Source organism: Pseudoalteromonas sp. B62 (assembly GCF_037162565.1).
In the GTDB taxonomy this organism is placed as follows: Bacteria; Pseudomonadota; Gammaproteobacteria; order Enterobacterales; family Alteromonadaceae; genus Pseudoalteromonas; species Pseudoalteromonas fuliginea.
In genome coordinates, this window is record NZ_JARLVB010000001.1 from 715,190 (window position 1) to 740,385 (window position 25,196).

Sequence of the window (25,196 nt, forward strand, 5' to 3'; positions counted from 1 at the left end):
ATTAAAAAAGAATGACACCGCGCACTCACTTTGCCAGTCATCAACAATAAAAAGGACAACGATGACTATTGATTTTAGTAAAAAAATAACCCCTGCGCGCATGTATCGCACAACATCTAACTTGCAAATGGCGCTTGAAAGCGACCGAGGTCGTATAATAAACAGTGCTGCTATTCGTCGTTTGCAACAAAAAACACAAGTATTTCCACTTGAGCGTAATGCAGCCGTTCGTTCGCGCCTTACTCATTCGCTTGAAGTACAACAAGTTGGTCGTTTTATAGTGCAGCGTATTTTTGCTAATTTAAGCTACCAACAACAAAAAGACTACGGCCTAACAGGACTAGAACGCCCACTAGAAAGCCTAGTAGAAATGGCCTGCCTCATGCACGACATAGGCAATCCGCCATTTGGACATTTTGGCGAAGCAGCTATAAATCATTGGTTTAATAATAATTTGCTAAGCGTTACACCCGAACGTTGTAAAGAGCCAAATACAGGCATTGGCGTTGTTTTTAAACACCTTGCACTGGATATTTGTAACTTTGAAGGTAATGCGCAAGGCATACGTATTATTCACTCTTTGCAAACACTCAATCTAACCTACAGTCAAAGTGCGGGGATTTTAAAGTACACCCGCCCAGCAGGCCTTGATACAAAAGACATACCACAAAATAAAAACTACTTAATGAAAAAAGTTGGGTATTACTACAGCGAAAAAAGCTTCGTAGAAACACTACAAAAGGAATTAACCATAGAGCCTTATTGCCGTCATCCTGCCAGTTATATAATGGAAGCTGCTGATGATATTTCATATTGTCTTGCCGACATTGAAGACGCTGTAGAAAAAGATATTATAAGCACTGAGCTATTATGCATTCAGCTTAAAAGTCACTATAAAAAAGCACTTATAAATCTCACCATTGACGATTCTGAACACCTAGATTTTGTAGATAAAGCCGTAGACTACGCACTCGAACGCGCCAAAGCACAACCATATAACTTTAACAGTGAATTTTTTATATACTTGCGCGTTTCACTCCTGCACCCGCTGGTGAGTCATGCGGCAAAACGCTTTATCGAAAACATAGAGCCGATTTATCATGGCGACTTTAATCATGCCCTTTTAGAGGACAGAAGCCACCTGCATGCTGTTACCAAAGCATTAAAAAATGTAGCGCTTAAATATGTGTTTTCAAACAAAGAAGTCGAAAAGCTCGAACTGCAAGGCTATAGAATCATTAACGGCCTACTTGATTGCTATAAACCATTACTATTATTAAATAGCGACGATTTTAAACGTGCGCTCAATGGCGATTCACGATTGTTAATCGAGTCAAGATTAGTTAAAAAACTATCTAAAAAGCACTTAAACAGCTACTCACATGCCATTAACGCCATGCAAGAGGAACCTAATCACTTTGCCGCATACGAGTTTTATTACCGTTGTAGATTGATTCAAGATTACATAAGCGGCATGACCGACCAATTTGCCTACGACGAGTATCGTAGCTTAATGGTAATAGACTAATAACGCGGTAAGTTTTAGGCTCTGTCGCCTTTCAGGATTAAAATTTATTCAATTTAGGGGCAGCGCATGTTTGGCATTTATGCTGTGTTATTGCCTATTTATGGGGAGCAACCACACTGCATAGACTCTGCCTTGCCTAAATACCAGACATACAACCTCGAAAGATAACCAGCCCCTAGATAAATTTTAGTTTTGCGCTTAAAATCGAACTATTAATGTTTAAGCGCTATTTACCTTTATGATCACTTTACTAACACGCCTTACCTTTTGTTTTGCCCTATTTTATAGCGTTAACAGCGCAGCATATAACGAAGCCATGTGCATACTTATAAAACAAGAAATACAGCAAAATAGTGGTGATAAAACAAGTCGAAAATACAGAAACGCAATACGCGACTACAACAATAACTGTAACAAACCCAAACAAGCCCAAACATACCCAAAACCGCCAATAGAAACAGCTCCGGTTATAACACCAGTGCAATCTCAAGTTGTGGAGCCAACACTTAACACGCCACAAAATCCAGCAACACTACAAACGCCACTGCCCGTTAGTATTAAAAACGAGCAACAACAAAACACGATTGAACAGCCAAATATTAATAATGAAGTAATAATAAATGCAGAGCCTCAAGCCAAATCAGTTATTGATCAACAAAGTACACAGCCACTAAAAAGCAGTGTACCTGTAAAGGTTAAAACACCAGCAAATATAACTGCTCCCGTAGTAAAACCAGCACCGGTTATTGTACCTGCACCAATAGAATCAAAGTTCGCTGCTTTTACCTAGCTTATTATTTGTAATAGTAATACTTATTGCTGTGATGGTATTAATACGTTTACGTCGCACTAAACAAAGTAAAGCCGAAATTATTGCGCCTGTGGTAACTGAAACACAGGTACTTAAATCACAAAAAATAGCCCCACCATTAAACGTAAGTACGAAAGATGCGCCAACCAAGCAAACGCCAACCAATGCGCCTGAAATAATAGATGAAAATAAAACAATAAAGAGCAACCAGCCACAATTAAAAGCCAATAAAACACAAAAAATAAACGCCGACCACAACAATATTGACGAAGTCTTGCCTACAACATTAGCGCAAACAAACGAAGCAACATTTACTGAAATAAAACCAAAATCAGAACCAAACTACACCGAATTTGCAGCAGCCGCTAAAACCACTGAAGCGCAAGTTAACAAGGCCAATCGCTTCACTGAGCCACAAGTACAAGAACTTGACCCCCATGCCCAGCCTATAAAAAAACAACCTAAACAAACAACACAATCTTCTGCAACCGTGCACAGTAATCCACTCATAAATAATGAGCTAAAACCGGTTATCGCAAGCCCAGAACCGTTAAAACCTAGCGAAACTACTGACGATTTACATACGCCTAAAAAAGTAGCGACCCCAGAGTTTACCAACTTTAGTTCCGCGCACAATTTTAAAGAACCAGAAATACGCACCTTCGATCCAAATGCTCCGCTACCAGGCGAAAAAGTAATGCCTAAAGCAGCACCAAGGCCTATAAACGCAGAGCATGAAACAACAAAGAGTGCAGCTGAAAAAAAGAAACAGTAAACAAAGCAAGCAGCAATCCATTTGCAAACTTATCGCTTGATGAAAGCTGGGATCCAAATTCGGCAGAAAAGCCAACTATAGAAGAAAAAAACGCGCACCTAAATCACAAGCACTCATTGACGCAGAAGAACGCGCTAAAAAAATGCAAACCAAAGAATGATCTGCCTGCGATAAAAACGTAAGTGCGATTTTACATCGCGCTTTGGCTTATAACTTTAACGCTCACCTAACTCCTGTAGACGCAAAGCTTGCTTGCGTGAAAAGCGCAGCTTTTAATTTGTAGATGGGCTTTATCGCCACAACCTTGTACATGCCTAAACACAATGCGAGGTATAAAACCTCACCTACATTAATTTAAACACCGCGCTCAACAAAGCGTAGGTGCGATTTTACATCGCGCTTTGGCTTATATAACTTTAACGCTCACCTAACACCTTTAGACGCAAAGCTTGCTTGCGTGAAAAGCGCAGCTTTTAATTTGTAGATGGGCTTATTCGCTACAACCTTGTGCATGCCTAAACACAATGCGAGGTATAAAATCTCACCTACAATAATGTAAACACCGCGCTCAACAAAGCGTAGGTGCGATTTTACATCGCGCTTTGGCTTATATAACCTTAAGGCTCACCTAACTCCTGTAGACGCAAAGCTTGCTTGCGTGAAAAGCGCAGCTTTTAATTTGTAGATGAGTTTATTCGCTGCAACTTTGTACACGCCTAAAATACAATGCGAGGTATAAAACCTCACCTACAACAATGCAAACACCACTCTCAACAAAACCGTAGGTGCGATTTTACATCGCGCTTTTGGTTTTAGTTTCAAATTACTATGAATAACGCATAAATAACCGTAATCCGCTCATTAACCTCATCAATACACATACAGACAGGTTAAAAATTATGAGCCCTGAAAGGCATTTTTAACCACTGAGAATACTCACGTTTAAGATTTGGTAATTGCGTATACAGCATTTTTTTAACTTTTTTGCAGACAACTTACTACACGGTGATTGTTGCTCAGTAAGCATTATATTTTTTAGTAAAGCTCTACCTGCTTGTGTATCCATTAAAAAATAAATAGCAGCCCAACTACTTGCATAAAGTTTGCTGTTATCGCCTTTTTTCCACGTATCCTCTAAGCCGATTAACCAATTAATTGTAAATACACTTTTAGTAATATTGTTATTCTTTGTCCACGATCTATTTGGTTCAACAATACCTGTTTGCATATTATTTTTAGTCAGCTCAAAGTACTCCGCAAACCCTTCATTTAGCCATCTTGGTGTGTAGCCCAATACAGCCTTATTTATGGCGTGCACCGCTTCATGAACCGACGTACGCATTGCACTTTGTGCATTATCATAATGAATAAAAGCAGAATTACTCCCGTGAAAATACATACCCGCAGTGTTTTTAGGATCACCACCGCGATGCTTTATTACCGACTCGTAAGCACTGCGAGTAGCCAAAACCGTTAGGTTTAGTTTCACCTTTTTAAGCGCATGCACACCAATTACTTGGCCATACGCCTTAAATACCGTATTGATCTTAATGCGCAACTCTTGATTAAATGACGACGGTAAATTAGGTGTATTTAAAGTAAGATCAAAATAATCTAGCGATTCAACAAAACCAGGATTGTAAGTTGCTACTGCAAAGTCAGGCTTTTTATCACTAAAATGAGGAACGCCCTCACTGTCGGTCCACGTAAATATATCGCCATTACGTTTATATTTAACCTCACCTAACGATACATCTACGCAACGCGTATTGTTAACTTGTGATAAGTGATTATCGGCAGACACTAACGTATGTTGCAACGTCGTTGTGCTTACTTTTTCGGGCCGTTTTGTACTTAAAGGCTCAGTAACTATTTGCGATGCTAGATCGTTATATATGCGTTTAACCTCACCAATTGGGTCATTATAATTAAATACCCGTCCAGTAAAATGATTAGCAATAAGTGCCGACGCAATTAGCAGCACAAAAAATACAAACACCACGCGTAATTTAGTTTTAAACATATTTATGGGTGCTCTTTCCACTGTGCTTCAAAAAGATCTTTTTGCTTACCCCTATATTCGCTGCACCACACAAAGTCGGCCGACCCTATCCCTTTTTTACGGCAACGTTTAGGTAGTTTATAAAATGTTGACCAAGCATCAAGCTTAGCAGCATCTTTATAGCTATCGCTGTGCAAAGACATGTTTGATACTTTTTGATTGAGTAGCCAATTGCTATTAGGCGTACGAGTTGAGGTAGAAGAAGTAGCCTGATAAGCGCTACCACTCTTTTTAGGCTTACTGCAGTGATTAGCAAGTAATGTAAATAGCGCTTTATCGCGTGCAGTTAAACGCTCACCTTCTTTATTACTGTAGCCACTTCTAAATTGAGACCGAATAGCTTCGCGCTGCTTTTTAATGCTATCGCATTGGGCTTGTGTGTAAGCCTCACCAGCTTGAGGCAAAGTTGTAGATACGCTAATAAGTACCAGTAAAATCCATTTGATCATTATTCATTCCCTGAATTAAAACTTTAAAAGAGTGTACCTATAAATGTGAAAAAACACATCAACATTACTAATCCAAAAAGCAAAAATTAAAGCTATGGGTGGGAGTTCACATTAGCCTTGGCTTTAATAAAGCGCTCACGAGGTAAAAAACCTCACCTACAATAATTAAACCACCATATTCAACAAAACCGTAGGTGCGATTTTACATCGCGCTTTGGTCTTGGCTTTTACAAAAACACCATGCGAGGTATAAAACCGCACCTACAACAATTCAAACACCTATTCGCCTCACATAGCGAGGCGAATAGGTGTTTAATTGCCTCATTGGACAACCTTGTAACGTGTACTACGCCCACCTGCGGCGGTTTTTATCATGAATCCAAGCGTTTGCAAGTCCGATAAATGGCGTGTTGCGGTTGCACGGCTAACCTTAGCCACTTTTTGATACTGACTCGCACTAATACCCTGTTCAAATTGGCCATCAAGTAACTTATTAAGCACTTTTACTTGCTGCTCACCTAACTTTGTTTGATCTTTACTTGCCCAGTAATTGGTTTTAAAAATTGTTTGCTCAATATTATTAAGCGTATGGTGTATCGCATTATTGAGCGTACGTAAAAACCACTTAATCCACTTTGTAATACAAAGCTCTCCACGCTGAGTTGCTTCAAGCACTTCGTAGTAGCTTTTTCTGTCTTCTAAAATAGCCACCGACATAGCGTAAAACCGAATTGACTCAGCATGTTCTTGCGCTAATGCCAGGTCGGTTATAAGCCGTGTAATACGCCCATTACCATCCTCAAGTGGATGTATTGTTACAAACCATAAGTGTGCGATAGCTGCCCGAATAAAAGGGTCTATTTGAGGTTCATTTTGCGCTTTGTTAAACCAGTTAAAAAATAGCGAAAGCTCTTTATTTACTCGCTCTTTAGGAGGCGCTGTAAAATGTAATATCGGTTTATCTAAGCGCCCCGACACTACTTGCATAGGCTCGTCACCACGCAATTGCCCGCCTTCAATTTTAGTAAACAAGCTTTGCTCACCTGCAAACAATAAGCGATGCCAATTAAGCACTCGCTCTAAATTAAGCGCTGAGTCTGTGTTATTTATCGCATCAAGCATAATCTCTGCAAGATTATCGCTTTGCACAGTTGTTGGGTAAGGCTGCTCATCAATATTGAGCTTTTTTGCAAGTGAAGAGCGAACCGAAAATGCATTAAGCTTTTCGCCCTCAATCGCACTGGAGTGAATAATATTTGCAAGTAAGGTATCAAGGGCCTGCTGCTTTTGATGAGCAGTTTGCACGCCCATACGCCCTACTAATAAACCTTGATTATATGAAAGCTCCCTTAGCAAAGGAGCAAGCGCCGCATCATCCCACGTAAAGTTTGGCCAGTTTTGCTGTTGCCATATCCACATAGTCTTTATGTCCTAAAATTGATTAGCTTCAGTCTACGTCAATTATTCGCCTCATACAATGAGGTGAATAATTGAGTTAATTGCCTCATTACTTTTAAGCGCTACACAGAGAAGAAATAAACAAGCAATTTAAAACTAGGTGTAAACCTCACCTACATTAATTTAAACACCACATTAAACAAAACCGTAGGTGCGATTTTACATCGCGCTTTGGTCTTGGCTTTTACAAAAACACCATGCGAGGTATAAAACCGCACCTACATTAATTTAAACACCACTCTCAACAAAACCGTCAGGGCGCGAGCATACTTTGTTAAAAATGTTAACCAAAAGAAGTTCTTCTCTAAAAGCATCATCATAACAAGCTCTTACACACTTACTTCTTATTGACCCCTTGCTTTTCGTATGCTGCTTTATCATGTTCCTAACGACGCGTCTAAATAGTGCCATATGTTGCGCACTTAATGGCTCATTTATTTGACAGGCATCTTCTTTAAATACGACATCCAGTATCCAGTGTTGCTGATTTTCTATCAGCCAATGTTGTCTTATTGCTTTACTTATCAATATATTGTCTGTCAACGATGTTAGGTAGTAATGTGTGTCAATACTCGTTCTATTACCCTTCGTTCGCTCTCGCTGCACCGCAACGATTGTCCTAACTGATGGCCAGCTCTCTTTAATTTCACTCGGTAATAAACGCGCATCAAGACAATCTATCGTGCGTACTTCTTTTCGCCCATGCCCTGCATCTTGTGTTACATGACTAAGTATCTCTGAGTTTTCAGATTCATACTGGTGTGTAAATGCATCTTGAATCGCGCTATAAAGTTTCTTTTGATTACCCTTTGCTTGCACTAGATAATCTGCATGTCTGCTAATTAGCTGTTTTAGCGTTTCTTTTTGGCAGTGCAAAGCATCAAGTGTAATGACGGTGTTATTGATATCGAGTATTTTCAATAAATCCCGAACTGCCGGTATTTCATTCGTCTTACTGCCAACTGTTTGGTGGAATAATGTGAGACCTGCCTCACAATCAAATGCTGAGACGAGGTGTAATTTATCAGCAATGTGTTTACTTGCTCCGCGAATAGTTTTGCCATCGAAGGCAATGACAGGATGCGCTGATTTAACGCGGTTTTGATTGACCCAGCTATACATCGCGAGTAGTAATGAGTCAGTATCAACGGTTCTAAAAATCCGAGCAATACTATGTCGAGTGGGTATGCCATTTTTGAAAGAACGAAATCCTCTTAACCAATTAAGCTTACTTTCGCCATAGACTTCAATATCTTGCCAGTTTTCACACCCTGATGTAACGGCAGTAATAATAAGAAAAAGCACATCAACTAAGTTATGGTGTTGATTTATATGTGAACGATTATCTTTGACGAGTTCTAAATGTGAGAAGAGTGACATAATAAGTTTAAGGTGATTAAATTTATGGTATTAGATCATAAAATTTGTTTATTTACAAAGTGTGATCCCGCCCTGACAAAACCGTAGGTGCGATTTTACATCGCGCTTTTGGTTTTAATTTATTTTTCGAACCTAAATAAACGCATCCATATTTGGTAATTGTATTATTTATTCACTTAGCTTATTTGCAACTTTATTAATTATTTTTATGCATAAATGAATGTGGGCTAATTCAGAAGTAAATAAGTTTTTTTGAGTTTAAATGTATATTTATCGTCCAAAAGTTAACTTTACCTTATTTATAAATAATAGAATCGAATCTAAAATATAAATTACTTAAGCTAAGTTAATGACACTTTGAGATTGATAGCTCACCTAAGCAACTGCAGAAGCCCGGCTTGCTATTAGGGCGTGTGACCTTTCGTGATTGATTTTGCAGCAGACTGTTTGGTATTCAGGCAAGGCAGAGTCTATGTGCTGTGGTTATTCCCCATAAATAGGCGATAACGCAGCATAAATACCAAACATGCACTGCCTTTTGGGTTTTTTTAGGGACAATTAACTCTTTGTTGCTCGGCTTTTACTTATTCTTGCATGGATGTAAGCCAGTAGGGTAAAGCAGAAGCAGTCACCGAGCCCACTAGGTTACAAACCTCGCGGCGCGATTTAATAGCCCCTAGATTGAACAAATTTCACCCCACAAAGGTCAACACGCCCTAAATAAAACAAATATCAATTTTAATGTTCACTAGAAAACTGATAGGTTATTATTACAGTTTTTATCAATGGTTAGTTTTTCGTGGCAAATGAAGTTATACAGAAAATAATTAAGTACTTGCAGCAAAACACCGACATTGACGTGGTTTGGTTATATGGCTCCCACGCAAAAGGGACAGCCCAACCCCATAGTGACATTGACTTAGCCGTAGCATTTAAAAACTTTGATCTGGAGTTCTTTGATAAGCGCCTTAGACCAAAAGAGCTTGAGCTTGAAATAAGTAATGCACTTAATCTTAACGAACAACTTATTTCGATTGTTGATATAAATATTATTCCAAGTTATTTAGCTTTCAACGTTATTGAATATGGAAAAATAATTATAAGCAATAATAGTGTTAGAGCGATGAAAGAGCAGCAGCGTATATATAGCCAGTTCGAATTTGAAACCATAGCGAGTAAACATGACTGATACCGGAATTACACTTTATTTAAGTGAAGTAACACGCCATATTGACGAATATATGCAAGAACTCGACGAACTCAGTCAAATCGATTCACTTAATAGCAGAGATTACCGAGCTGCAGAGCGATTACTACAGTTAATGACCGAGGTGTGTATTGGTTTATCAAAGCATTGGCTTAAGCAGCACAAAAGTAGTACCAGTAGCAACGCCTATCAAACATTTAGCGAACTTACTAATTTAGGCTTTTTGAGCGAGGCAGAACTACTGTCATGGCGTAAAATTATAGGCTTACGAAATGCACTTGTTCACGATTACTTAAATATTGATCAAAGTATCGTTAAAACAATCATTAAAAAGCAACACTACATAACTATGCACGCATTTAGTATTAAAGCGATTACAGAGCTAAACAAAGATTCATAGATAAAACCTCACCTACAATAATGTAAACACCGCACTCAACAAAAGCGTAGGTGCGATTTTACATCGCGCTTTGTTCTTGGTTTTAATAAAGCACCATGCGAGGTATAAAACCTCACCTACATTAATTTAAACACCACTCTCAACGAAACCGTAGGTGCGATTTTACATCGCGCTTTGTTCTTGGTTTTTACAAAAACACCATGCGAGGTATAAAACCTCACCTACATTAATTTAAACACCACACTCAACAAAACCGTAGGTGCGATTTTACATCGCGCTTTGTTCTTGGTTTAAATAAAACACCATGCGAGGTATAAAACCTCACCTACAACAATACAAACACCACACTCAACAAAGCGTAGGTGCGATTTTATATCGCGCTTTTGGTTTTAAACAAAGCTCACTCATACATCTGTAGGCGCAAAGCTTGCTCGCGCGAAAAGCGAAGCTTTTAAAATAATTTACTTATATCGCATTGGCGATGGCAACCAAGGGGCGCATAGCGCTGTCCCCCTTAGAATCACACAGCCCCCTCAATTTCACTTATCTTTAAACACAAAATTATTATGAGCGTAAACGCCATGAAAGCATCACTTTCACATCCCTGTACGCTGCCCAGTTCGGATATCTCTACCCTCTCGTTCAAAACTACGTTTTTCACCCATTTGCAAGCATCGCTTTCCTCGCATTGCCTAAAGGGATTTAGGCACTTGGAATTTGTCGGGAACAAAATTCCGCCATGCGAGGTAATTACTCATTAATTATGTGTTTGCAGGTGAAGTTGAAGGGGATGATTACCAGGGCATCAGTCTTTAAATATTTGCTGTAGGCACCCTACTTGCTCTCGTAGGAAGGGTAGCTTATTGAATTTCATATAACATTAGCAACCACAATTGCTTTACTCTTACTAAGTGAAAAGCAATTATGTATTGACTACTTAATTAAAAATCATTAGTCTTTTTTAAACAATTGAAAAGTAAGGATACTGATCATGGCTCTAGAAATTAGAATCTGCTTGGATGCAGTTACTGCAGAAGTAGTAAAATGTAAAACTGATAAAAACAATACTTTCTCACAAGATAACAATCACATAAAAAGTAAAGTAATCACCTCAGGTACACCATATATTTGGCGCAAAGAATACACTGACTCTTTAACCGCTCCTACAACAGAACAAAAAAATATAGTCAATCAATTTGCGCTTTTATCAGCACAATCAAGAAGAAACATAGCTGGAATGCTGCGAGATTTTGGCAGCGAAACATTACTTGCTATTTCTGACTTTCAAGCTCAAGTTATACCATTTTTAGCAAACAACACACATGGTATTGTTGGTTCAGGCCCACATCAATAGAAGCTCGCAGTTCAAAATTTGTTACTTTAGCGGGTAAATATGAAGCATCTTTAAAAGATATACGGGCCGCACATAAGTCAGGCATGCCTAAATACCATATGGTCGCTTTAGAGCAAAAAGCTCTTGGACTATTTAAAGAGCTTCAAGTTAAATATCAAGCTGAACTACAACGCTTTATGAATACTAACCGTGCAAGTCGCAGGGGTACGGTTTGGTCTAATCCTAATCGTGGTGTTCACATAGCTAAAAGTGCCAGACACTCCACTAAATTAGATATAAGTAGCACCGCAGAATTTAGAAAAATTAAATATATTGAAAACACAGGGCGTTGGCTTGGTAATGGAATGATCTTACTCGATGGCGCTTTTAGAGCAAACTCGGTTTACAACAATTACAAAAATGGTGGCGACTGGCAAAGAAGTCTATCAACTGAATTGGCCAGCTTTGGAGCTTCTACTGCATCTGGTATTTTTGTCGGTTCAATTACTACCACAGCACTAAGCTCTTTACTTATGTTAACTCCTTATGGATGGGTTATTGCTATAGGTGTAGGGTTATATGTCGGTTTTACAGCAAGTATTAAAATGAATAATTTTATGAAAAAAACTTCTGAAAACATATACGACAGAAAACCTATATTTGAAGGGACTTTTTAAATGCCCGCAGCTCATTTAGCTGGATATTCTCTGATCGTATTTATGATAGGTACTTTTGCCTCCGGCATTTTATTTTCGAGAATTTCAATCAAACATATTAATAAAAATATGGAAAAAGATGGTGTGCTTCCCCCCAGTTGGGATAAAGGCATTGGCGCTAGTGTGTCATTTTATATATTTTCGATGTTTTTTGAACGCTCCCGTATACCAACTCCGATGTTTGATGGACGTTTTGTAGCCAAGTACTCACGTCCAATTGACAAAGTAATAGGCGCAGTCCACTTGATTTCAGTCACAGGAATGATGCTTTGCCTTTGTATTGTTTCTTATTTTTCAAAGTAATTAATAGTAAGTTAAATTTACATATCCTAATGTTTTTGGGCATAAAAGCGTAGTCTTTAAATTATCGGCAGAAACTTATCTCGCACCTTGATTTTTACTTACAAAATTGTAAATAATTCATTCGAGTGTTTGCCTGATTGCTAGCGGCAACCAAAGAAAGACAAGCGCCAGTCTCTCTTTGGAACCACTACACCCCTAAATTTCACTTATCTTCAAACACAAAATCAATATGGACGTAAACGCCATGAAAGCATCACTTCCCTCGAATCCATGCGAGGTAATTACTCATTAATTATGTGTTTGCAGGTGAAGTCGAAGGGGGAAGTGTCTTAGCAGCGGCCTTAAAATTAGCTGTAGGCGCCCAACTTGCTCGCGCGAAAAGCATAGCTTTAAAATAATTTACAAATATCGCGTTGGCGATGGCAACCAAGGGGCGCATAGCGCCATGTGTTCATTATTGAAATACATTATTTCAACAGCTTTATATACCTGAAAATTCTTTCATCCATTTTAAAATAGGCTCTTTGTTTGGGCTATAGTAACTTAAATGCGGCAAGCCTATTATTGCAGTTGACCTACCATTAATATCAGCTTTAAAACCATAACATTGCCTCTCTCCATGCTCTGCTGGAATGGTTTCAAAAGTATTTAAATTACTTTCATCACAGTACATCGATTTTAAAAAGCCAAACGGTGAGTGAAGTTTGCCATTTCCAAAAGTGATGATTACTTTTGGTCTCACTATTTCTATAACAGCTTGATGAAAAGGCCAAAAAGTACCTGCAAAGCCAAAGTTATAATCTTCGTGAGATGATGATTTTGAAGTGGTAAAAATTAAATTGCTAGCACATACATCAGCCACACTTTGGTCCAGTCCTTCAAGTAAACCTTGAATTCGCTTTTGAAGTGGAGCGGATCCTTTTGCATATTTATTGTTGCCTTGCTTAGAAGTCGATTTCTTTTTGGGTTTTTCCCATTCTTCATCTAAAAAAGCATTACTCGTGCGAACTAGTGTATCTGCCATAAAATTACCTAACTTGCATTCACCAGATCCACCCGGGTTTAAACCTAATAAATACACATCTCCTTTTTTTAAGGTTTCATGCGAACTATAAATCCCCTCACCAAAGCGGTTATATAAATGACCAAATTGTTGTGTAGCTATGCCTAGCAGCTGTTCCTTCTTAATCCCTATATCCATATTTATTCCTTTTTTTCCTATTAAGACCTTATTGCAGAATATGATTCATACATTAAAAAATTGTAATAAACTAATTAAATGTCGAGGGTACTCTCAATGAAATTTTCTTAGCAGCAGCCTTAAAATTTGCTGTAGGCGCTCAGCTTGCTCGCGCGAAAAGCGAAGCTTTTAAAATAATTTACTTATATCGCATTGGCGATGGCAACCAAAGAAAGACAAGCGCCGGTCTCTCTTTGGAATCACACGCCCCCTCAATTTCACTTATCTTTAAACAAATAATTAATATGAACGTAAACGCGATGAAAGCACATCCATGTGCAAGCATCGCTTTCCTCGAATCCATGCGAGGTAATTACTCATTAATTATGTGTTTGCAGGTGAAGTTGAAGGGGATAACTTCTTAGCATCATCATTTAATTACTCTCTCGGCTAATACTTAACTCACACGTTTGTACTTAATTACTAGTAACTTAGTCAATTATTACTTGTAGCTATACCGTATTTAAGTAAACTAACCACTCGCAAACAGGGAGTGGTTTTAATGCAGCAAATTGGTATTTACGAGCAGTTAATTACGCAAGTAATTAAGCAAAACTTAGCGCGCGACCAATTTTATGTGGGCGAGCGCCAGCTTGAAACGGCCGAAGCGGCAACTTGGCTTTCACGCTTTTTAAGTAAACTTGTAACGCATGCAATCGATGCCATTCCTAACTCAAACGAGCGCCTACAAGAACAAATTAGCCTAGCTAACAGCCTTGTACTTTGGCTTAAAGATCATATTCGCGATGACGAGCTAATTAACGAAAATCTTATCGACAGCCAAGGCCGAATACTTACCGCGCTATTTAATACCCAAAACCCTATTGCGGCCAACCTTAAAGATTACTCAAGCGATATATTCCCACTCACAGGCCTTACGCAAAGTGAGTTATTTAGCGGTGCTAATGCAGGTATATCGCTCGAAACCGAACTAAAACGCGAGATTAAATCGTCCGACACTATTTACTGGCTGGTCTCATTTATAAAATGGACAGGTTTGCGCATTTTTAAAAATGAGCTTGAAGCGTTTACCAAAAGCGGTAATAAACTCAAAGTTATTACTACTTCGTATATGGGCGCAACGGATGCTAAAGCCGTTGAGTTTTTAGCAAACCTACCAAATACCGAAGTAAAGCTAAGTTATAACAATCAGCAAGAACGCCTACACGCTAAATCTTACTTATTTATGCGCAATACGGGTTTTCATACAGGCTATATTGGCTCGTCTAACTTGTCGCATTCGGCGCTTACCAGCGGCCTTGAATGGAACTTAAAAATTACCGCACAAGAAATCCCGCACATAATAGCTAAAACCAAAAGTACGTTTGAAACCTACTGGGAATCAAAAGATTTCGAGCTATTTACAGGCACTGTTGAGTGTAAAGAAAAGCTCATTAATTCACTTAACGAGCAACGCGGTGTTGGGCAATCAAGCAGCCAGTTTTATTTTGACATAACACCAAAAACGCATCAGCTCGCTATTTTAGAAAAACTAAGTGCTGAGCGCAGCGTACATAATCGCTATAAAAATTTAGTGGTTGCTGCAACCGGCACAGGCAAAACAATAATATCGGCGTTCGACTTTAAAACCGTTTACGATAAAAACCCAAACGCACACTTTTTGTTTGTAGCCCACCGAGAAGAAATACTAAAACAAGCGCAAAGCGCTTACCGTGGCGTGCTTAAAAATAACGACTTTGGTGAGTTGTGGGTAGGTAACTACAAACCACAGCGCTACAACCAATTATTTGCGTCAATCCAAACGCTGAACAGCCAAATTGAATCACTCAATTTAACCCACGATTACTACGACTACATAGTGATAGACGAAGTACATCACGTAAGCGCTGCCAGTTATCGCACCATTTTAAGTTACTTTACGCCCGCAATATTACTTGGCTTAACCGCCACGCCAGAGCGACAAGATGGCGCAAATATACTCGATGATTTTTGCGGAGTAATAGCCGCTGAAATTCGCTTACCAGAGGCAATAAATCAACGCCACTTATGCCCGTTTCAATACTTTGGATTAGATGACGACACCGACCTAAGCCAAATAACATGGCGAGGCGGCCGTTACGATATAAGCGAGCTAAGTAACCTTTATACAGGCGAGAACAGCCGCGCTAACAAAATTATATCGAGCCTTGCTGATATCATAACCAATGTACACGCTATTAAAGCACTCGCGTTTTGCGTAAGCCAAAAACACGCTGAATTCATGGCCTCTAAATTTAACTTAGCAGGCATAAACGCCGATGTACTGACCAGCAAAAACACCAATGAGCGCGCGGCTAAACAGCAAGCACTGCGCCAAGGCGAAATACAAATACTTTGCGTGGTTGATATTTTTAACGAAGGTGTCGATATACCAGAGGTCGATACCCTGTTATTTTTACGCCCAACCGAAAGCCTAACGCTGTTTTTACAGCAATTAGGTCGTGGTTTGCGTTTACCCGACAACAGCCAAAAGCAATGCTGTACCGTGCTCGACTTTGTAGGTAATGCTCGCCCAGAATACGACTTTGCCAGTAAATTCCGCGCTCTAATTGGTAAAAGCAATCAGCCAATAAAAACCGAGATTGAAAACAACTTCCCGCATTTACCACTAGGTTGTCGTATAGAGCTACAAAAACGTACACAACAAACAATATTAATAAATATTCAGCAAGCTATAAACTCTAAACGCCGTTTACAGCAGCTTATAAATAGCTATTCGCAACACTCTAATGACGCGCTAACGCTAAGTAACTTTTTACGTATAAACCCACAAGTCACGCTTGAAGATATATACAAACCAAAAGATAAAAAACTCGGCGGCTGGCACTGGCTAAAAGGCGATGAAATACCCGCAAATCAAGCCGATATTTACGCCGCGTATTATCGCGCTATCAACACCCAATTACTCAGCTGCGACTCGCTCAGCTACTTATGCTTTTTACGTGATTTATGTAATAACAACTTTAGCTTTACCCAAACACCACAAAACCAACAGTACGCGCTTATGGTGCATTACAACTTTTGGGATAACACAGGCACAGGTTTAGGGTTTAAAACGCTTGAGCAAAGCTTACAAGCACTTAAACACAAAGAGCTACAGCACGAACTTGCTCAAGTAATTACGCTGTTAATAAACCGCATACACCAGCAAGAAAGCGACTTAGCGTGCTTACCAAGCCACCCAATTAAATTACACAGCCGCTACACACGCCAACAAATACTCGCAGCTTTTGGGGCGCACTCGTTTGAGCAAAAGTCATCTGCTCGTGAGGGTGTTCTTGTATTCCATGACCAAAACCTAGAGCTGTTATTTGTAACGCTTAATAAGTGTGAAAAAACCTACTCACCCACCACGCTATATCACGACTACGCAATCAGCCCCACACTGTTCCATTGGCAAACGCAAAACAGCGCCCGCCCAGAACACGGCCGAGGCCTTAGTTATATTCAGCACCAAAAAGCAGGCAAAACCATCCTGCTATTTGTGCGCGAACAAGGTAAAGACGAAAACGGCCGAACTATGGGGTTTGTAAACTACGGCGAAGTAAAATACCAAAGCCATAATGGCAGCCAACCAATGAACATAACGTGGGAATTAACCAACCCCATGCCAAGTGAAATGTGGCATGAGGCAGGGAAATTAGCGGTTGGTTAACTGGCAGTTTGAAATTTAACTTTACTTTTATGAGTTATGAAGCGAATGATGTCCATTTAAGCCTTTGGTTTTCATTTTTGCATTTTAATTTGTTTCAAGCATGTTAATAGGCAGTTGTGTTAAGCCCGCGCGTTTATATTTATAGCGAATAAAGTTGGAAATTGATTCTTCATGATTTGATATGAGGATTTGTCTGTCATTAAACTCTACCCTAAAAAGATCGCAAAGAGATGCTACATTAATTTCATCCATTGATTGAACAGGATCATCAATTAAAACAAATGAATTGGATGCATAGACCTTATTTAAAGTTAAAAAGAAAGCCATGCCTAAAGCCGCAATCTGACCACTACTCATTGAGAGAATGGCATCATGCTCAGAATGTTCCACAGTGCTAAACTTTAATACCTTACCGTCACCACTTGCTAAAAACAGGCCTAGACCTCGTTGGTAGTTTTGGATGAGGCGCCCACTATATATGTGGAATAATAACCCAATGTCACCAATCATTCTCTTTGTATATTGCTCTACAGTTGCTTCTATTGTTTTCCTACTAGTTACAATTTTCTTTTTAAGCTTTTCACCTGCAGCTATTTTCTTTTCCAGTTTTTCTACTTCGAGTTTCGTCTGCTGTAATTCATCGTGTTTAAACTGATTAAGTTGATCTGATAAATAAGACTTTTTGTTTTCAAAATCTTCCAAGCTGAGTTTATCTATATCAGACTCATTAATGAAAGTGGAGGATATGATCGAGGCCCAATTTGGCGGAATCACATCTGACTCAGGCTGTTTAGCTTGCTCTAACGTATCTATTGCTTTTTGTAGGAAAGAGTTCTGGATGGCTTCACTACTTTCAAAAGTGCTATGTGGGAACAATTGATATTCAGCAAGTTCTTTAATAATTGACCTGGTACTATCAAATTTAACCGAAACTCTTTTAACTGCTCGTATAAAGCTAGATTAAAGTCGAATAACAATAATTCTTTCGCTGTATTCAATTTTATTTTTATAGTATCTAAACAAAGTTTGATAGAGGTATTAATTTCCTCTATCTCCTTTGCAAATACGTCGATATTTTCTTTTACATCATCAATAACTTTTTGTGCAGCTTCTTCCAATGTACGTTTACTTTCCCAAGGAATATTACAAAAAGGGCAATTTAGTTCATCATTACTACAATTTTCGTGAAATTGTTCGAGTAAGTCTTTTTGTGCTTGGAGAAGCTTTAATCGCTTTTGGCTCTCTGAATCAGAAAGAAGTTTCTTTTTGTCTCTTTCGCCTATTAACTCCTCAAGTTCTTCGCTTTTAAAATCTTCAGATAATTGCTCAAGTTCTCTTTTTAATATTTTATCAGGCGCGGTTTCACATATCGCTATATTTTTATTGACCTGATTTAAATTTTTATTTACAACGCCGTAATCTTCATATTTATCTACAAAAAAACCTACAGTAAGTGCTATCTTGATATCTTCCTTTTTATTTAAGAGATCAACTATTTTGTTATTGCTCTGCCTAATTATTAATTCGTCTCTATTTGCAAGTATTTTTGCAACATTATCTACGTCAATAATTAGCTTATCGAATGCAGCTTGGTCTGAGGTAGTTATTGGGTCTTGAGTATCCCAATTTGGTATTTTTGTTGAGTTGCTTAATCGCTTGTATGAACTTGAATCAGAGCTATCGGCCAATTGAGTGCTTAAATCATTTAATGTTGTTTTTAGCTCTCCTAAACGATCGGTATGTTTTTTTCCGACATAATCTTCATTGATTTGCGACTCTAAACTTTTGAAAAATTGGATCTGCTCTGATAATTTATCAGTGTTAATAAGGTGTTCTATACCTTTCTTTCTTTCATTAGCGTTTGTAGAGTGTAGATACCTATTCTCACCTTGCTCTAAATAATTGAGTAGACTGAAATTCTTAAGGAAATTTCTTCCGAGAAAATCTTCTATCAATGAATCAGATACTAGATTATTAAAATTATCTGAATCGAAATTTTCTAATTGATATAGTTTAAAAATAGAAAAGTTATCAGGAGCATTGTTTTTTTCATAACTTAAGTCTGAAGTTAACGCTACCCTTGCCAAGTACAGGGTGTCGTTTCCATCTTCACTTATTAATTCGGTGCGTATTACAAGGTTACCCTGTTTTTGTTTATTCCAGTACAAATTTTCTTCGAAGTGAGTCTTCTTTTTACCTTTTGCAATAATGCTATTATTGCGTGCTATAACCCTTTGAATTTTTCCAGTGAATAGCAATTCAACAGCGTCAAAGATACTAGTTTTTCCGAAACCATTTGGACCATCTAAAGTTATCAATGCAGAGCTTTTTAGATCAAAGTATGCTTCTTTAAACGGCTTAAAGTTTTCAATTTTAATTTTAGCTATTTTCCATTTCTTCACTGATTAAACTCCTTATAATCTCATCTGGCTGTGCATCATTATTCTGTTGTAGAATAATTTTTTCATATAATTCGTGAACATTTTCTTCTATTAATGCTTCATCTAGATAAACTTGTATTGGTTTTAAATTACCTTCTTTAATCGGTACTCTAATAAATGGTACTTTTATTAAGATTCGTGCTGCGACACTATACAAAGTAGGTTCTAAAGGGCTCTCTTTGTATTCGGAAAACCTTTTTCATCAGTTACAACATTAAGTAAGCTATTAATATCATGGCCTTCTAATAACGAAAGCTCTGCATCACTGAAGTATAAAAAATATTTTTTAAAATAATATGGGTTTTCTTCAATACTAAATACCTTGGCTTCAATTTTTTTGAAATCAGCACGATGTTCCAAATTATGTAGGACAATTAAATCGGTATTCTTTTCAAAAGCAGGATCCGATTTGAATGCCTCAGGAGCCTCACTATTTACAATACTATTAAGCTCCTGAGGTGAAGTAAGAACTTTACTTTCGTATAGAGCTAAGAATCTCTTTTTGTCTCCATAAGCTTGAATTAAATAGGTCGGCTGATTATCGTTACCAGTGCCATCTACTCTTTTATAGCCATGGTTGATAGCAAATTCTTCTATAATTTTTTTAATCATCTAATCTCTCTCCAGCAACTTGACAAGATATAACTCTTGCTTCAAAAGCTTTAGTAACATTGTTGCGATCATTTCTCGTGCTTAAAAATTGTTCTTCTAGGCTCTCTCTTTCAATTCCTCCTGCTGAACAAAACCTTTCAACGGGTGAAAATTGATTAGCACAATCTGCAATCAACCACTCATATTCAACTAAGATATCAATTAGGTTTTCATCCTCCTTAAGTTGAGATACAAGATCTTCTGAAAACTTTATTTCTCTTACTCGTTTATTTGCCCTTATAGATGTTGGTAGGTACTTGTCCATTTTCTGACATTTGTAATAGGGTATTACGTTTGCTAATACAGGGTATTTTTTGATTTCTGCGATAATGTCCACGTAATCATAAACTCGCTCATTATTGATACTTTTTTCTGATGAACCTAAGCAAAGAGACTTCCATAGCTGTGAGAAATCAAGGTTATCAAGAGTCTTTATTTGCTTCAAAACTTTAACAAGCTTTAATTTTATATCTTTATCTACGCCTTTAAAGCTTGTGCTATTTATGTAGTCATAAAAATGAAAATATAAAGCCTTTTTTGCTATTGCTCTTTGATAATCAATGTCTTCTGAGTGCGCAACTTCTTCATGGAGTAAGCTCTGAAGTTCTTTACTATAGATTCTTTCCTTATAAGCTACTTCAGCGGCCAAGATTGATAGGTCTTGGTTACAAGCATGTATATACACAACTTGGGACGCAATTTTACTGTGAAGAAGATTAAACTTAAAATCTATCAAAAATTCTGTTGCAGCTAGGTTGCGTAAACTTAAGTAGTCAGAGATCTTCTCTTTTACTTTTTTTCAATATCTTGAAGATAACAGTAAGCTAGGTTTTGATCTTTACCCTCGTAAGAGTAAAATTCGACTACGTTTCCATCATCTTCTTGAAAGTCTGAAGAATCGTCTAGCTTAGAAGTCACATGAAAATAGCGTTTGGTATGCTCATCACAATCAATGTGCGTAGCAGCTGCCTTGCTTAATGCAGGTAGATAATCGTTTCTTTTATCCTTATCTAATGCTTTAACTTGGTGTGTAGAACCAGCTTTGCCATTTTGATAAATAGAAAAATCTTCTAGACTATCTAATTGAAGTTCAAATTCTAACTCATTAATTAGGCAGCAAATACTGTGGTAAAGGGCAACATGGCCTTGATATATAAAGCCACTCCAAGTTGGGTTAGCTGTATGTGGGAATGAGAACTCATGAGGTTGCACTTAATTCATCCTTTACTCTTAAGATTAATAGAATTTTAAATTGTTAAATTTTAAAAATATTATAATTGTATCTGCGACTAATATTTCTTATTTAATATCAATAAAGATTTTAGGATATTGCTTCATAATACCTACGTGCTTTAATCAAAGATTATTTGAATAAAATCATGTGATTAAGAAATAAACACCCATTCCCTGCTATCACTCCGAAAATACTTATGTGTTTAAAAAAGGCTATAATTACGGGGTTTGCTCCCGACAAATTCCAAGAGCAGAAACACCTTTATGCCGTTTAAGTTGCCATGACTTCGCCATAGATGGCGAATACAAAGCAGTTACGTTCACATCAATTTTTAACTTGAGGACACAGTGTGATCCTCGGGTGCGCCGTAGGATTCCATAAGGTAGACGGCGGTATTTACCCTTTGGTTGCCATCGCCAACGCGATATAACTTCGAATAGAGGTTTTAAAATCCCTAAACTCATACGCCAATTTATGAGCGCGATATAAAATCGCACCTACACATTAATTACACCGAAATTTAAAAGCTTCGCTTTTCGCGCGAGCAAGCTCTGCGCCTACAAGTCAAAAGCCGGATATTAACTCCCGCCTAAATTTATAAACACCAATCTACCAATACACTCCAATTCCCCGTGATCACACCTGAAACTTAGTTAATGATGAGTAATTTACAGCATGGATGCTGTACAAAGCGTAGCTTGGCTATGGATGGCCTATCTACGCTGGTTACGTTCACATCATTCACGTAAGTTGAAGATAAAGTGTGATCCTCGGGTGCGCCGTGGGTGACGAGTGACCGAAGCGAAGCTTCGCAGCACGAGGAAGTGGAAGCATGGATGCTGACAGGAACCCTGCTTCATGGACGAATTACCTCGTACAATGTCAAAATATCTCTCAAATGCCGCCCTTTGGTTGCCATCGCCAACGCGATATAACCTCGAATAGAGGTTTTAAAATCCCTAAACTCATACGCCAATTTATGAGCGCGATATAAAATCGCACCTACACATTAATTACACCGAAATTTAAAAGCTTCGCTTTTCGCGCGAGCAAGCTCTGCGCCTACAACCCAAAAGCACGATGTAAACTCCCGCCTGCATTTATAAACACCAATCTACCAACACACTCCTATTCCCCGTGATCACACCTGAAACGATCGTAATGATTAGTAATTTACAGCATGGCGGAATTTTGTTCCCGACAAATTCCAAGTACCTAAATCCCTTTAGGCAATGCTGTACAAAGCGTAGCTTGGCCATGGATGGCCTATCTACGCTGGTTACGTTCACATCATTCACGTAAGTTGAAGACACTGTGTGATCCTCGGGTGCGCCGTGGGTGACGAGTGACCGAAGCGAAGCTTCGCAGCACGAGGAAGTGGAAGCATGGATGCTGACAGGAACCCTGCTTCATGGACGAATTACCTCGTACAATGTCAAAATATCTCTCAAATGCCGCCCTTTGGTTGCCATCGCCAACGCGATATAACCTCGAATAGAGGTTTTTAATCCCTTAAATCCCTTAAATCCCACGCAAAAAAACAATTTATGAGCGCGAGATAAAATCGCACCTACACATTAATTACACCAAAATTTAAAAGCTTCGCTTTTCGCGCGAGCAAGCTCAGCGCCTACAAGTTAAAGCCCAAGATAAACTCACGCCTACGGCACGAACTACAAATTATTCATTACACGTCATACCTTGGCTTTTCTTCCGCTACTAAATCCAGCCCTGTACTTGGTTGCTTATATTTAAAACTAGCCGCTTCTTCAAAATAACCTTTTTTTATCCATAACTTTGCACTGTTAACCTGTGCAACCTGATATGCCCAATTACTTACTGCAAGTGACTTATCTGAATCACAATTAAAGAAATCACTAAGTTCATTTGTTAAATGCTGGCTATTAGTCACTAAATTTTGTTCTTGCCAGCGTTCGCGGTACAGTTGGGCGGCTAAAAAATCGCTTTTGCTCTTATTGCATTCACTGTGCGCTGCCACAAAGTTATGACCTAAATCATTTGCGTAGCGGGAAAACGGTATAAAGTGATCAACCTCAATAGCGTTTTTCATTAGCTTTTGGCAATAAAAACAGGTGTTTGATTGCAACTCTACTAAAATAGGTTTGGCTTTAGTGAGTGCGTTACGGTCTACGCCAAATAAAAATTCGTGTAGTTGGCTTTGCGGGCCAATAAGCGCTTGGTTGTGTTTTATACTTTGAATTTTTTGCAGCCATGCGTTTTTTGCTAAATAAACAACTAGGTCGTAAAAACGCCTAAAGCAGCTAGCAATACCTGCATTTAACGTGATGTATGATTGGCCTTTTATATGGGGATACAAAAAACACTCTTCTTTGCCATTTAATTTTTGTAATAACCATAGCGGGCCCTCTTTAATGGTTTTTAATGTTGAGCTGCGTATATTTTTCCAACCTTGGCTCTTTTTTAATTGGCTAATTGAATTTATATTATTTAATTTTGCATCATGAAGCGTAGTTATAATTTTGGCTTGTTTACTGGAGTCGGTATTTTGTAAAAGTAGTTGCTCTGTATTGTTACCAGTTGCGCCAAATGGCGATGCTTGGTGCCAATATAAGGTAATAAATTTGTCGACTAATTCATCAAATTTTATTTGTAACTGTGCTTGTGGATCAGCATGATGTTTTTCGATACTAATATCAGCCAGTGCATGTAAAAGCGCAAACTTATAAGTAGCACTAAAATCGCCTTCAACTAATAAGCGCTGAATATAAGCAATAAAGTCGAGTTGCTGTATTGACCCACTCATAAAACGTGCACTACTTTTATAAGCGCATTTAGCCACACTTCACTTTCGCGTTCTGGTCGCTTGTCAACACTTTGCCATTGTTTAATAGCTTTTAACTGCGTATGGCTAAGTAAATGCGTTAAAGCATTTTCGTTTAAATCGGTAAATTCACGGCCATTATGCACACGCTCTGACTCGCCATATTTAAACGATACATACAAAACACCATTGGGTTTAAGCGCATTTTGTAGGTTTAAAAACACCTGCGGTAACTCAGCTTTTGGAACGTGCAATAAACTCGCGCAACACCAAATACCATCGTATTTATTTATACATTTAAGCTCTTGAAATGTTTTAACCGCTACAGGTTGTTGTAAGTAACTGCTTGCCAACTCTGCCAGCTCTTGGCTTGCATCAAACGCACTCACGGTAAAACCCTGTGCTTTAAAAAATGCGGCATCGCGCGCACTGCCACAACCGGCGTCTAAAATACTCCCATGCTGTGCAACGTGCGGTAAAAACTCAGCATAAAGCGCCGACATATCAACGTTTAGTGTTGAGTCGCTAAAGGCTTTGGCATTTTGGTTGTAATAAGTAAGTGTGGCGTTTGACACGAGACTCACCGCTCCTTGGCTAATCGTTTAACAGCTAAGGCACTGTTAATACTGCATTCATTATTTGTTCAATCTACAGGAACAAGTGCATTAAATACAGGTTTAATAAGTAGAAATTTTTAAATTAATACGCTGTTATTATTAAGCGCTGATGTGAGTACTAAGCGCGACATAA

At 38.4% G+C, this 25,196-nt stretch carries 22 protein-coding genes and 1 pseudogene; 10 read left to right on the forward strand and 13 right to left on the reverse strand.

Annotated elements, in window-relative coordinates; all coding sequences use genetic code 11:
* Window positions 1-61 precede the first annotated feature (61 nt).
* The 4 genes and pseudogenes from dgt to P4S71_RS23040 all read left to right on the forward strand — a co-directional run.
* The gene (gene dgt / locus P4S71_RS03090; protein ID WP_337150049.1) at window positions 62-1,528 is read left to right on the forward strand and encodes a dGTPase; all 1,467 of its coding nucleotides are present in this window, start codon (window positions 62-64) and stop codon (window positions 1,526-1,528) included.
* A gap of 238 nt (window positions 1,529-1,766) precedes the next feature.
* The gene (locus P4S71_RS03095; RefSeq protein ID WP_337150050.1) at window positions 1,767-2,318 is read left to right on the forward strand and encodes a hypothetical protein; all 552 of its coding nucleotides are present in this window, start codon (window positions 1,767-1,769) and stop codon (window positions 2,316-2,318) included.
* A 31-nt stretch (window positions 2,319-2,349) separates the two neighbouring features.
* On the forward strand, window positions 2,350-3,114 hold the full coding sequence (locus P4S71_RS03100; protein ID WP_337150051.1) for a hypothetical protein: 765 nt from the start codon (window positions 2,350-2,352) through the stop codon (window positions 3,112-3,114).
* 5 nt (window positions 3,115-3,119) lie between these two features.
* Window positions 3,120-3,274, forward strand: a pseudogene (locus tag P4S71_RS23040) (cell wall anchor protein); the annotation flags it as partial.
* A 759-nt stretch (window positions 3,275-4,033) separates the two neighbouring features.
* Here the strand turns inward: P4S71_RS23040 and P4S71_RS03105 are convergent.
* From P4S71_RS03105 to P4S71_RS03120, 4 genes are all read right to left on the reverse strand, one after another.
* Window positions 4,034-5,137, reverse strand: a complete 1,104-nt coding sequence (locus P4S71_RS03105) for a DUF1570 domain-containing protein (protein WP_337150052.1) — start codon at window positions 5,135-5,137, stop codon at window positions 4,034-4,036.
* 2 nt (window positions 5,138-5,139) lie between these two features.
* Window positions 5,140-5,625 (reverse strand): hypothetical protein, encoded by a 486-nt coding sequence (locus P4S71_RS03110; protein ID WP_033037885.1) that lies wholly within the window; start codon window positions 5,623-5,625, stop codon window positions 5,140-5,142.
* Window positions 5,626-5,946: 321 nt separating this feature from the next.
* Complete coding sequence (locus tag P4S71_RS03115; RefSeq protein WP_337150053.1) at window positions 5,947-7,044, reverse strand: Fic family protein; 1,098 nt, start codon at window positions 7,042-7,044, stop codon at window positions 5,947-5,949.
* Between the two features lie 267 nt (window positions 7,045-7,311).
* Entirely contained in the window at window positions 7,312-8,463 is a 1,152-nt protein-coding gene (locus P4S71_RS03120) for an ISAs1-like element ISPsesp1 family transposase (RefSeq protein ID WP_337150054.1), read from the reverse strand.
* Window positions 8,464-9,262: 799 nt separating this feature from the next.
* Here P4S71_RS03120 and mntA point away from each other — a divergent pair.
* The 5 genes from mntA (at window position 9,263) to P4S71_RS03145 (ending at window position 12,422) form a co-directional block, all read left to right on the forward strand.
* The gene (gene mntA / locus P4S71_RS03125) at window positions 9,263-9,652 is read left to right on the forward strand and encodes a type VII toxin-antitoxin system MntA family adenylyltransferase antitoxin (protein ID WP_033037881.1); all 390 of its coding nucleotides are present in this window, start codon (window positions 9,263-9,265) and stop codon (window positions 9,650-9,652) included.
* The gene (gene hepT, locus P4S71_RS03130) at window positions 9,645-10,070 is read left to right on the forward strand and encodes a type VII toxin-antitoxin system HepT family RNase toxin (protein ID WP_033037879.1); all 426 of its coding nucleotides are present in this window, start codon (window positions 9,645-9,647) and stop codon (window positions 10,068-10,070) included. Before mntA ends, hepT begins: the two co-directional genes overlap by 8 nt.
* A 991-nt stretch (window positions 10,071-11,061) precedes the next feature.
* On the forward strand, window positions 11,062-11,424 hold the full coding sequence (locus tag P4S71_RS03135) for a hypothetical protein (RefSeq protein ID WP_337150055.1): 363 nt from the start codon (window positions 11,062-11,064) through the stop codon (window positions 11,422-11,424).
* 83 nt (window positions 11,425-11,507) lie between these two features.
* Window positions 11,508-12,080, forward strand: coding sequence for a hypothetical protein (locus P4S71_RS03140; protein WP_337150056.1), 573 nt, complete (start codon window positions 11,508-11,510; stop codon window positions 12,078-12,080).
* Window positions 12,081-12,422, forward strand: coding sequence for a hypothetical protein (locus P4S71_RS03145; RefSeq protein ID WP_096794225.1), 342 nt, complete (start codon window positions 12,081-12,083; stop codon window positions 12,420-12,422).
* A 481-nt stretch (window positions 12,423-12,903) separates the two neighbouring features.
* On the opposite strand, the gene P4S71_RS03150 is transcribed toward P4S71_RS03145, so the two are convergent.
* Window positions 12,904-13,623: a hypothetical protein gene (locus tag P4S71_RS03150; RefSeq protein WP_008136853.1), complete on the reverse strand. Its 720-nt coding sequence runs from the start codon at window positions 13,621-13,623 to the stop codon at window positions 12,904-12,906.
* Between the two features lie 541 nt (window positions 13,624-14,164).
* Here P4S71_RS03150 and P4S71_RS03155 point away from each other — a divergent pair.
* Window positions 14,165-17,317: a DUF3427 domain-containing protein gene (locus tag P4S71_RS03155; protein WP_337150057.1), complete on the forward strand. Its 3,153-nt coding sequence runs from the start codon at window positions 14,165-14,167 to the stop codon at window positions 17,315-17,317.
* A gap of 84 nt (window positions 17,318-17,401) precedes the next feature.
* On the opposite strand, the gene P4S71_RS03160 is transcribed toward P4S71_RS03155, so the two are convergent.
* The 8 genes from P4S71_RS03160 to P4S71_RS03195 form a co-directional block, all read right to left on the reverse strand.
* Complete coding sequence (locus tag P4S71_RS03160; protein WP_337150058.1) at window positions 17,402-18,193, reverse strand: hypothetical protein; 792 nt, start codon at window positions 18,191-18,193, stop codon at window positions 17,402-17,404.
* Window positions 18,127-19,719, reverse strand: coding sequence for an ATP-binding protein (locus P4S71_RS03165; RefSeq protein ID WP_337150059.1), 1,593 nt, complete (start codon window positions 19,717-19,719; stop codon window positions 18,127-18,129). Before P4S71_RS03165 ends, P4S71_RS03160 begins: the two co-directional genes overlap by 67 nt.
* Entirely contained in the window at window positions 19,697-19,915 is a 219-nt protein-coding gene (locus P4S71_RS03170) for a hypothetical protein (RefSeq protein ID WP_337121110.1), read from the reverse strand. Before P4S71_RS03170 ends, P4S71_RS03165 begins: the two co-directional genes overlap by 23 nt.
* An 8-nt stretch (window positions 19,916-19,923) precedes the next feature.
* Entirely contained in the window at window positions 19,924-20,370 is a 447-nt protein-coding gene (locus tag P4S71_RS03175; protein WP_337121109.1) for an ABC-three component system middle component 1, read from the reverse strand.
* Window positions 20,363-21,145, reverse strand: a complete 783-nt coding sequence (locus P4S71_RS03180; protein WP_442961644.1) for an ABC-three component system protein — start codon at window positions 21,143-21,145, stop codon at window positions 20,363-20,365. Before P4S71_RS03180 ends, P4S71_RS03175 begins: the two co-directional genes overlap by 8 nt.
* A gap of 53 nt (window positions 21,146-21,198) precedes the next feature.
* The gene (locus tag P4S71_RS03185) at window positions 21,199-21,621 is read right to left on the reverse strand and encodes a hypothetical protein (RefSeq protein ID WP_337121108.1); all 423 of its coding nucleotides are present in this window, start codon (window positions 21,619-21,621) and stop codon (window positions 21,199-21,201) included.
* A gap of 1,709 nt (window positions 21,622-23,330) precedes the next feature.
* On the reverse strand, window positions 23,331-24,428 hold the full coding sequence (locus tag P4S71_RS03190; RefSeq protein WP_337150060.1) for an HNH endonuclease: 1,098 nt from the start codon (window positions 24,426-24,428) through the stop codon (window positions 23,331-23,333).
* Entirely contained in the window at window positions 24,425-25,021 is a 597-nt protein-coding gene (locus tag P4S71_RS03195) for a class I SAM-dependent methyltransferase (protein WP_337150061.1), read from the reverse strand. Before P4S71_RS03195 ends, P4S71_RS03190 begins: the two co-directional genes overlap by 4 nt.
* Between the last annotated feature and the right edge of the window lie 175 nt (window positions 25,022-25,196).

Bases quoted from the DNA above. Each gene is read 5' to 3' on its own strand.
- dgt (WP_337150049.1), top strand. From the start codon at position 62: ATGACTATTGATTTTAGTAAAAAAATAACCCCTGCGCGCATGTATCGC.
- P4S71_RS03095 (WP_337150050.1), top strand. From the start codon at position 1,767: ATGATCACTTTACTAACACGCCTTACCTTTTGTTTTGCCCTATTTTAT.
- P4S71_RS03105 (WP_337150052.1), bottom strand. From the start codon at position 5,137: ATGTTTAAAACTAAATTACGCGTGGTGTTTGTATTTTTTGTGCTGCTA.
- P4S71_RS03110 (WP_033037885.1), bottom strand. From the start codon at position 5,625: ATGATCAAATGGATTTTACTGGTACTTATTAGCGTATCTACAACTTTG.
- P4S71_RS03115 (WP_337150053.1), bottom strand. From the start codon at position 7,044: ATGTGGATATGGCAACAGCAAAACTGGCCAAACTTTACGTGGGATGAT.
- P4S71_RS03120 (WP_337150054.1), bottom strand. From the start codon at position 8,463: ATGTCACTCTTCTCACATTTAGAACTCGTCAAAGATAATCGTTCACAT.
- hepT (WP_033037879.1), top strand. From the start codon at position 9,645: ATGACTGATACCGGAATTACACTTTATTTAAGTGAAGTAACACGCCAT.
- P4S71_RS03135 (WP_337150055.1), top strand. From the start codon at position 11,062: ATGGCTCTAGAAATTAGAATCTGCTTGGATGCAGTTACTGCAGAAGTA.
- P4S71_RS03140 (WP_337150056.1), top strand. From the start codon at position 11,508: ATGCCTAAATACCATATGGTCGCTTTAGAGCAAAAAGCTCTTGGACTA.
- P4S71_RS03145 (WP_096794225.1), top strand. From the start codon at position 12,081: ATGCCCGCAGCTCATTTAGCTGGATATTCTCTGATCGTATTTATGATA.
- P4S71_RS03150 (WP_008136853.1), bottom strand. From the start codon at position 13,623: ATGGATATAGGGATTAAGAAGGAACAGCTGCTAGGCATAGCTACACAA.
- P4S71_RS03155 (WP_337150057.1), top strand. From the start codon at position 14,165: ATGCAGCAAATTGGTATTTACGAGCAGTTAATTACGCAAGTAATTAAG.
- P4S71_RS03175 (WP_337121109.1), bottom strand. From the start codon at position 20,370: ATGATTAAAAAAATTATAGAAGAATTTGCTATCAACCATGGCTATAAA.
- P4S71_RS03190 (WP_337150060.1), bottom strand. From the start codon at position 24,428: ATGAGTGGGTCAATACAGCAACTCGACTTTATTGCTTATATTCAGCGC.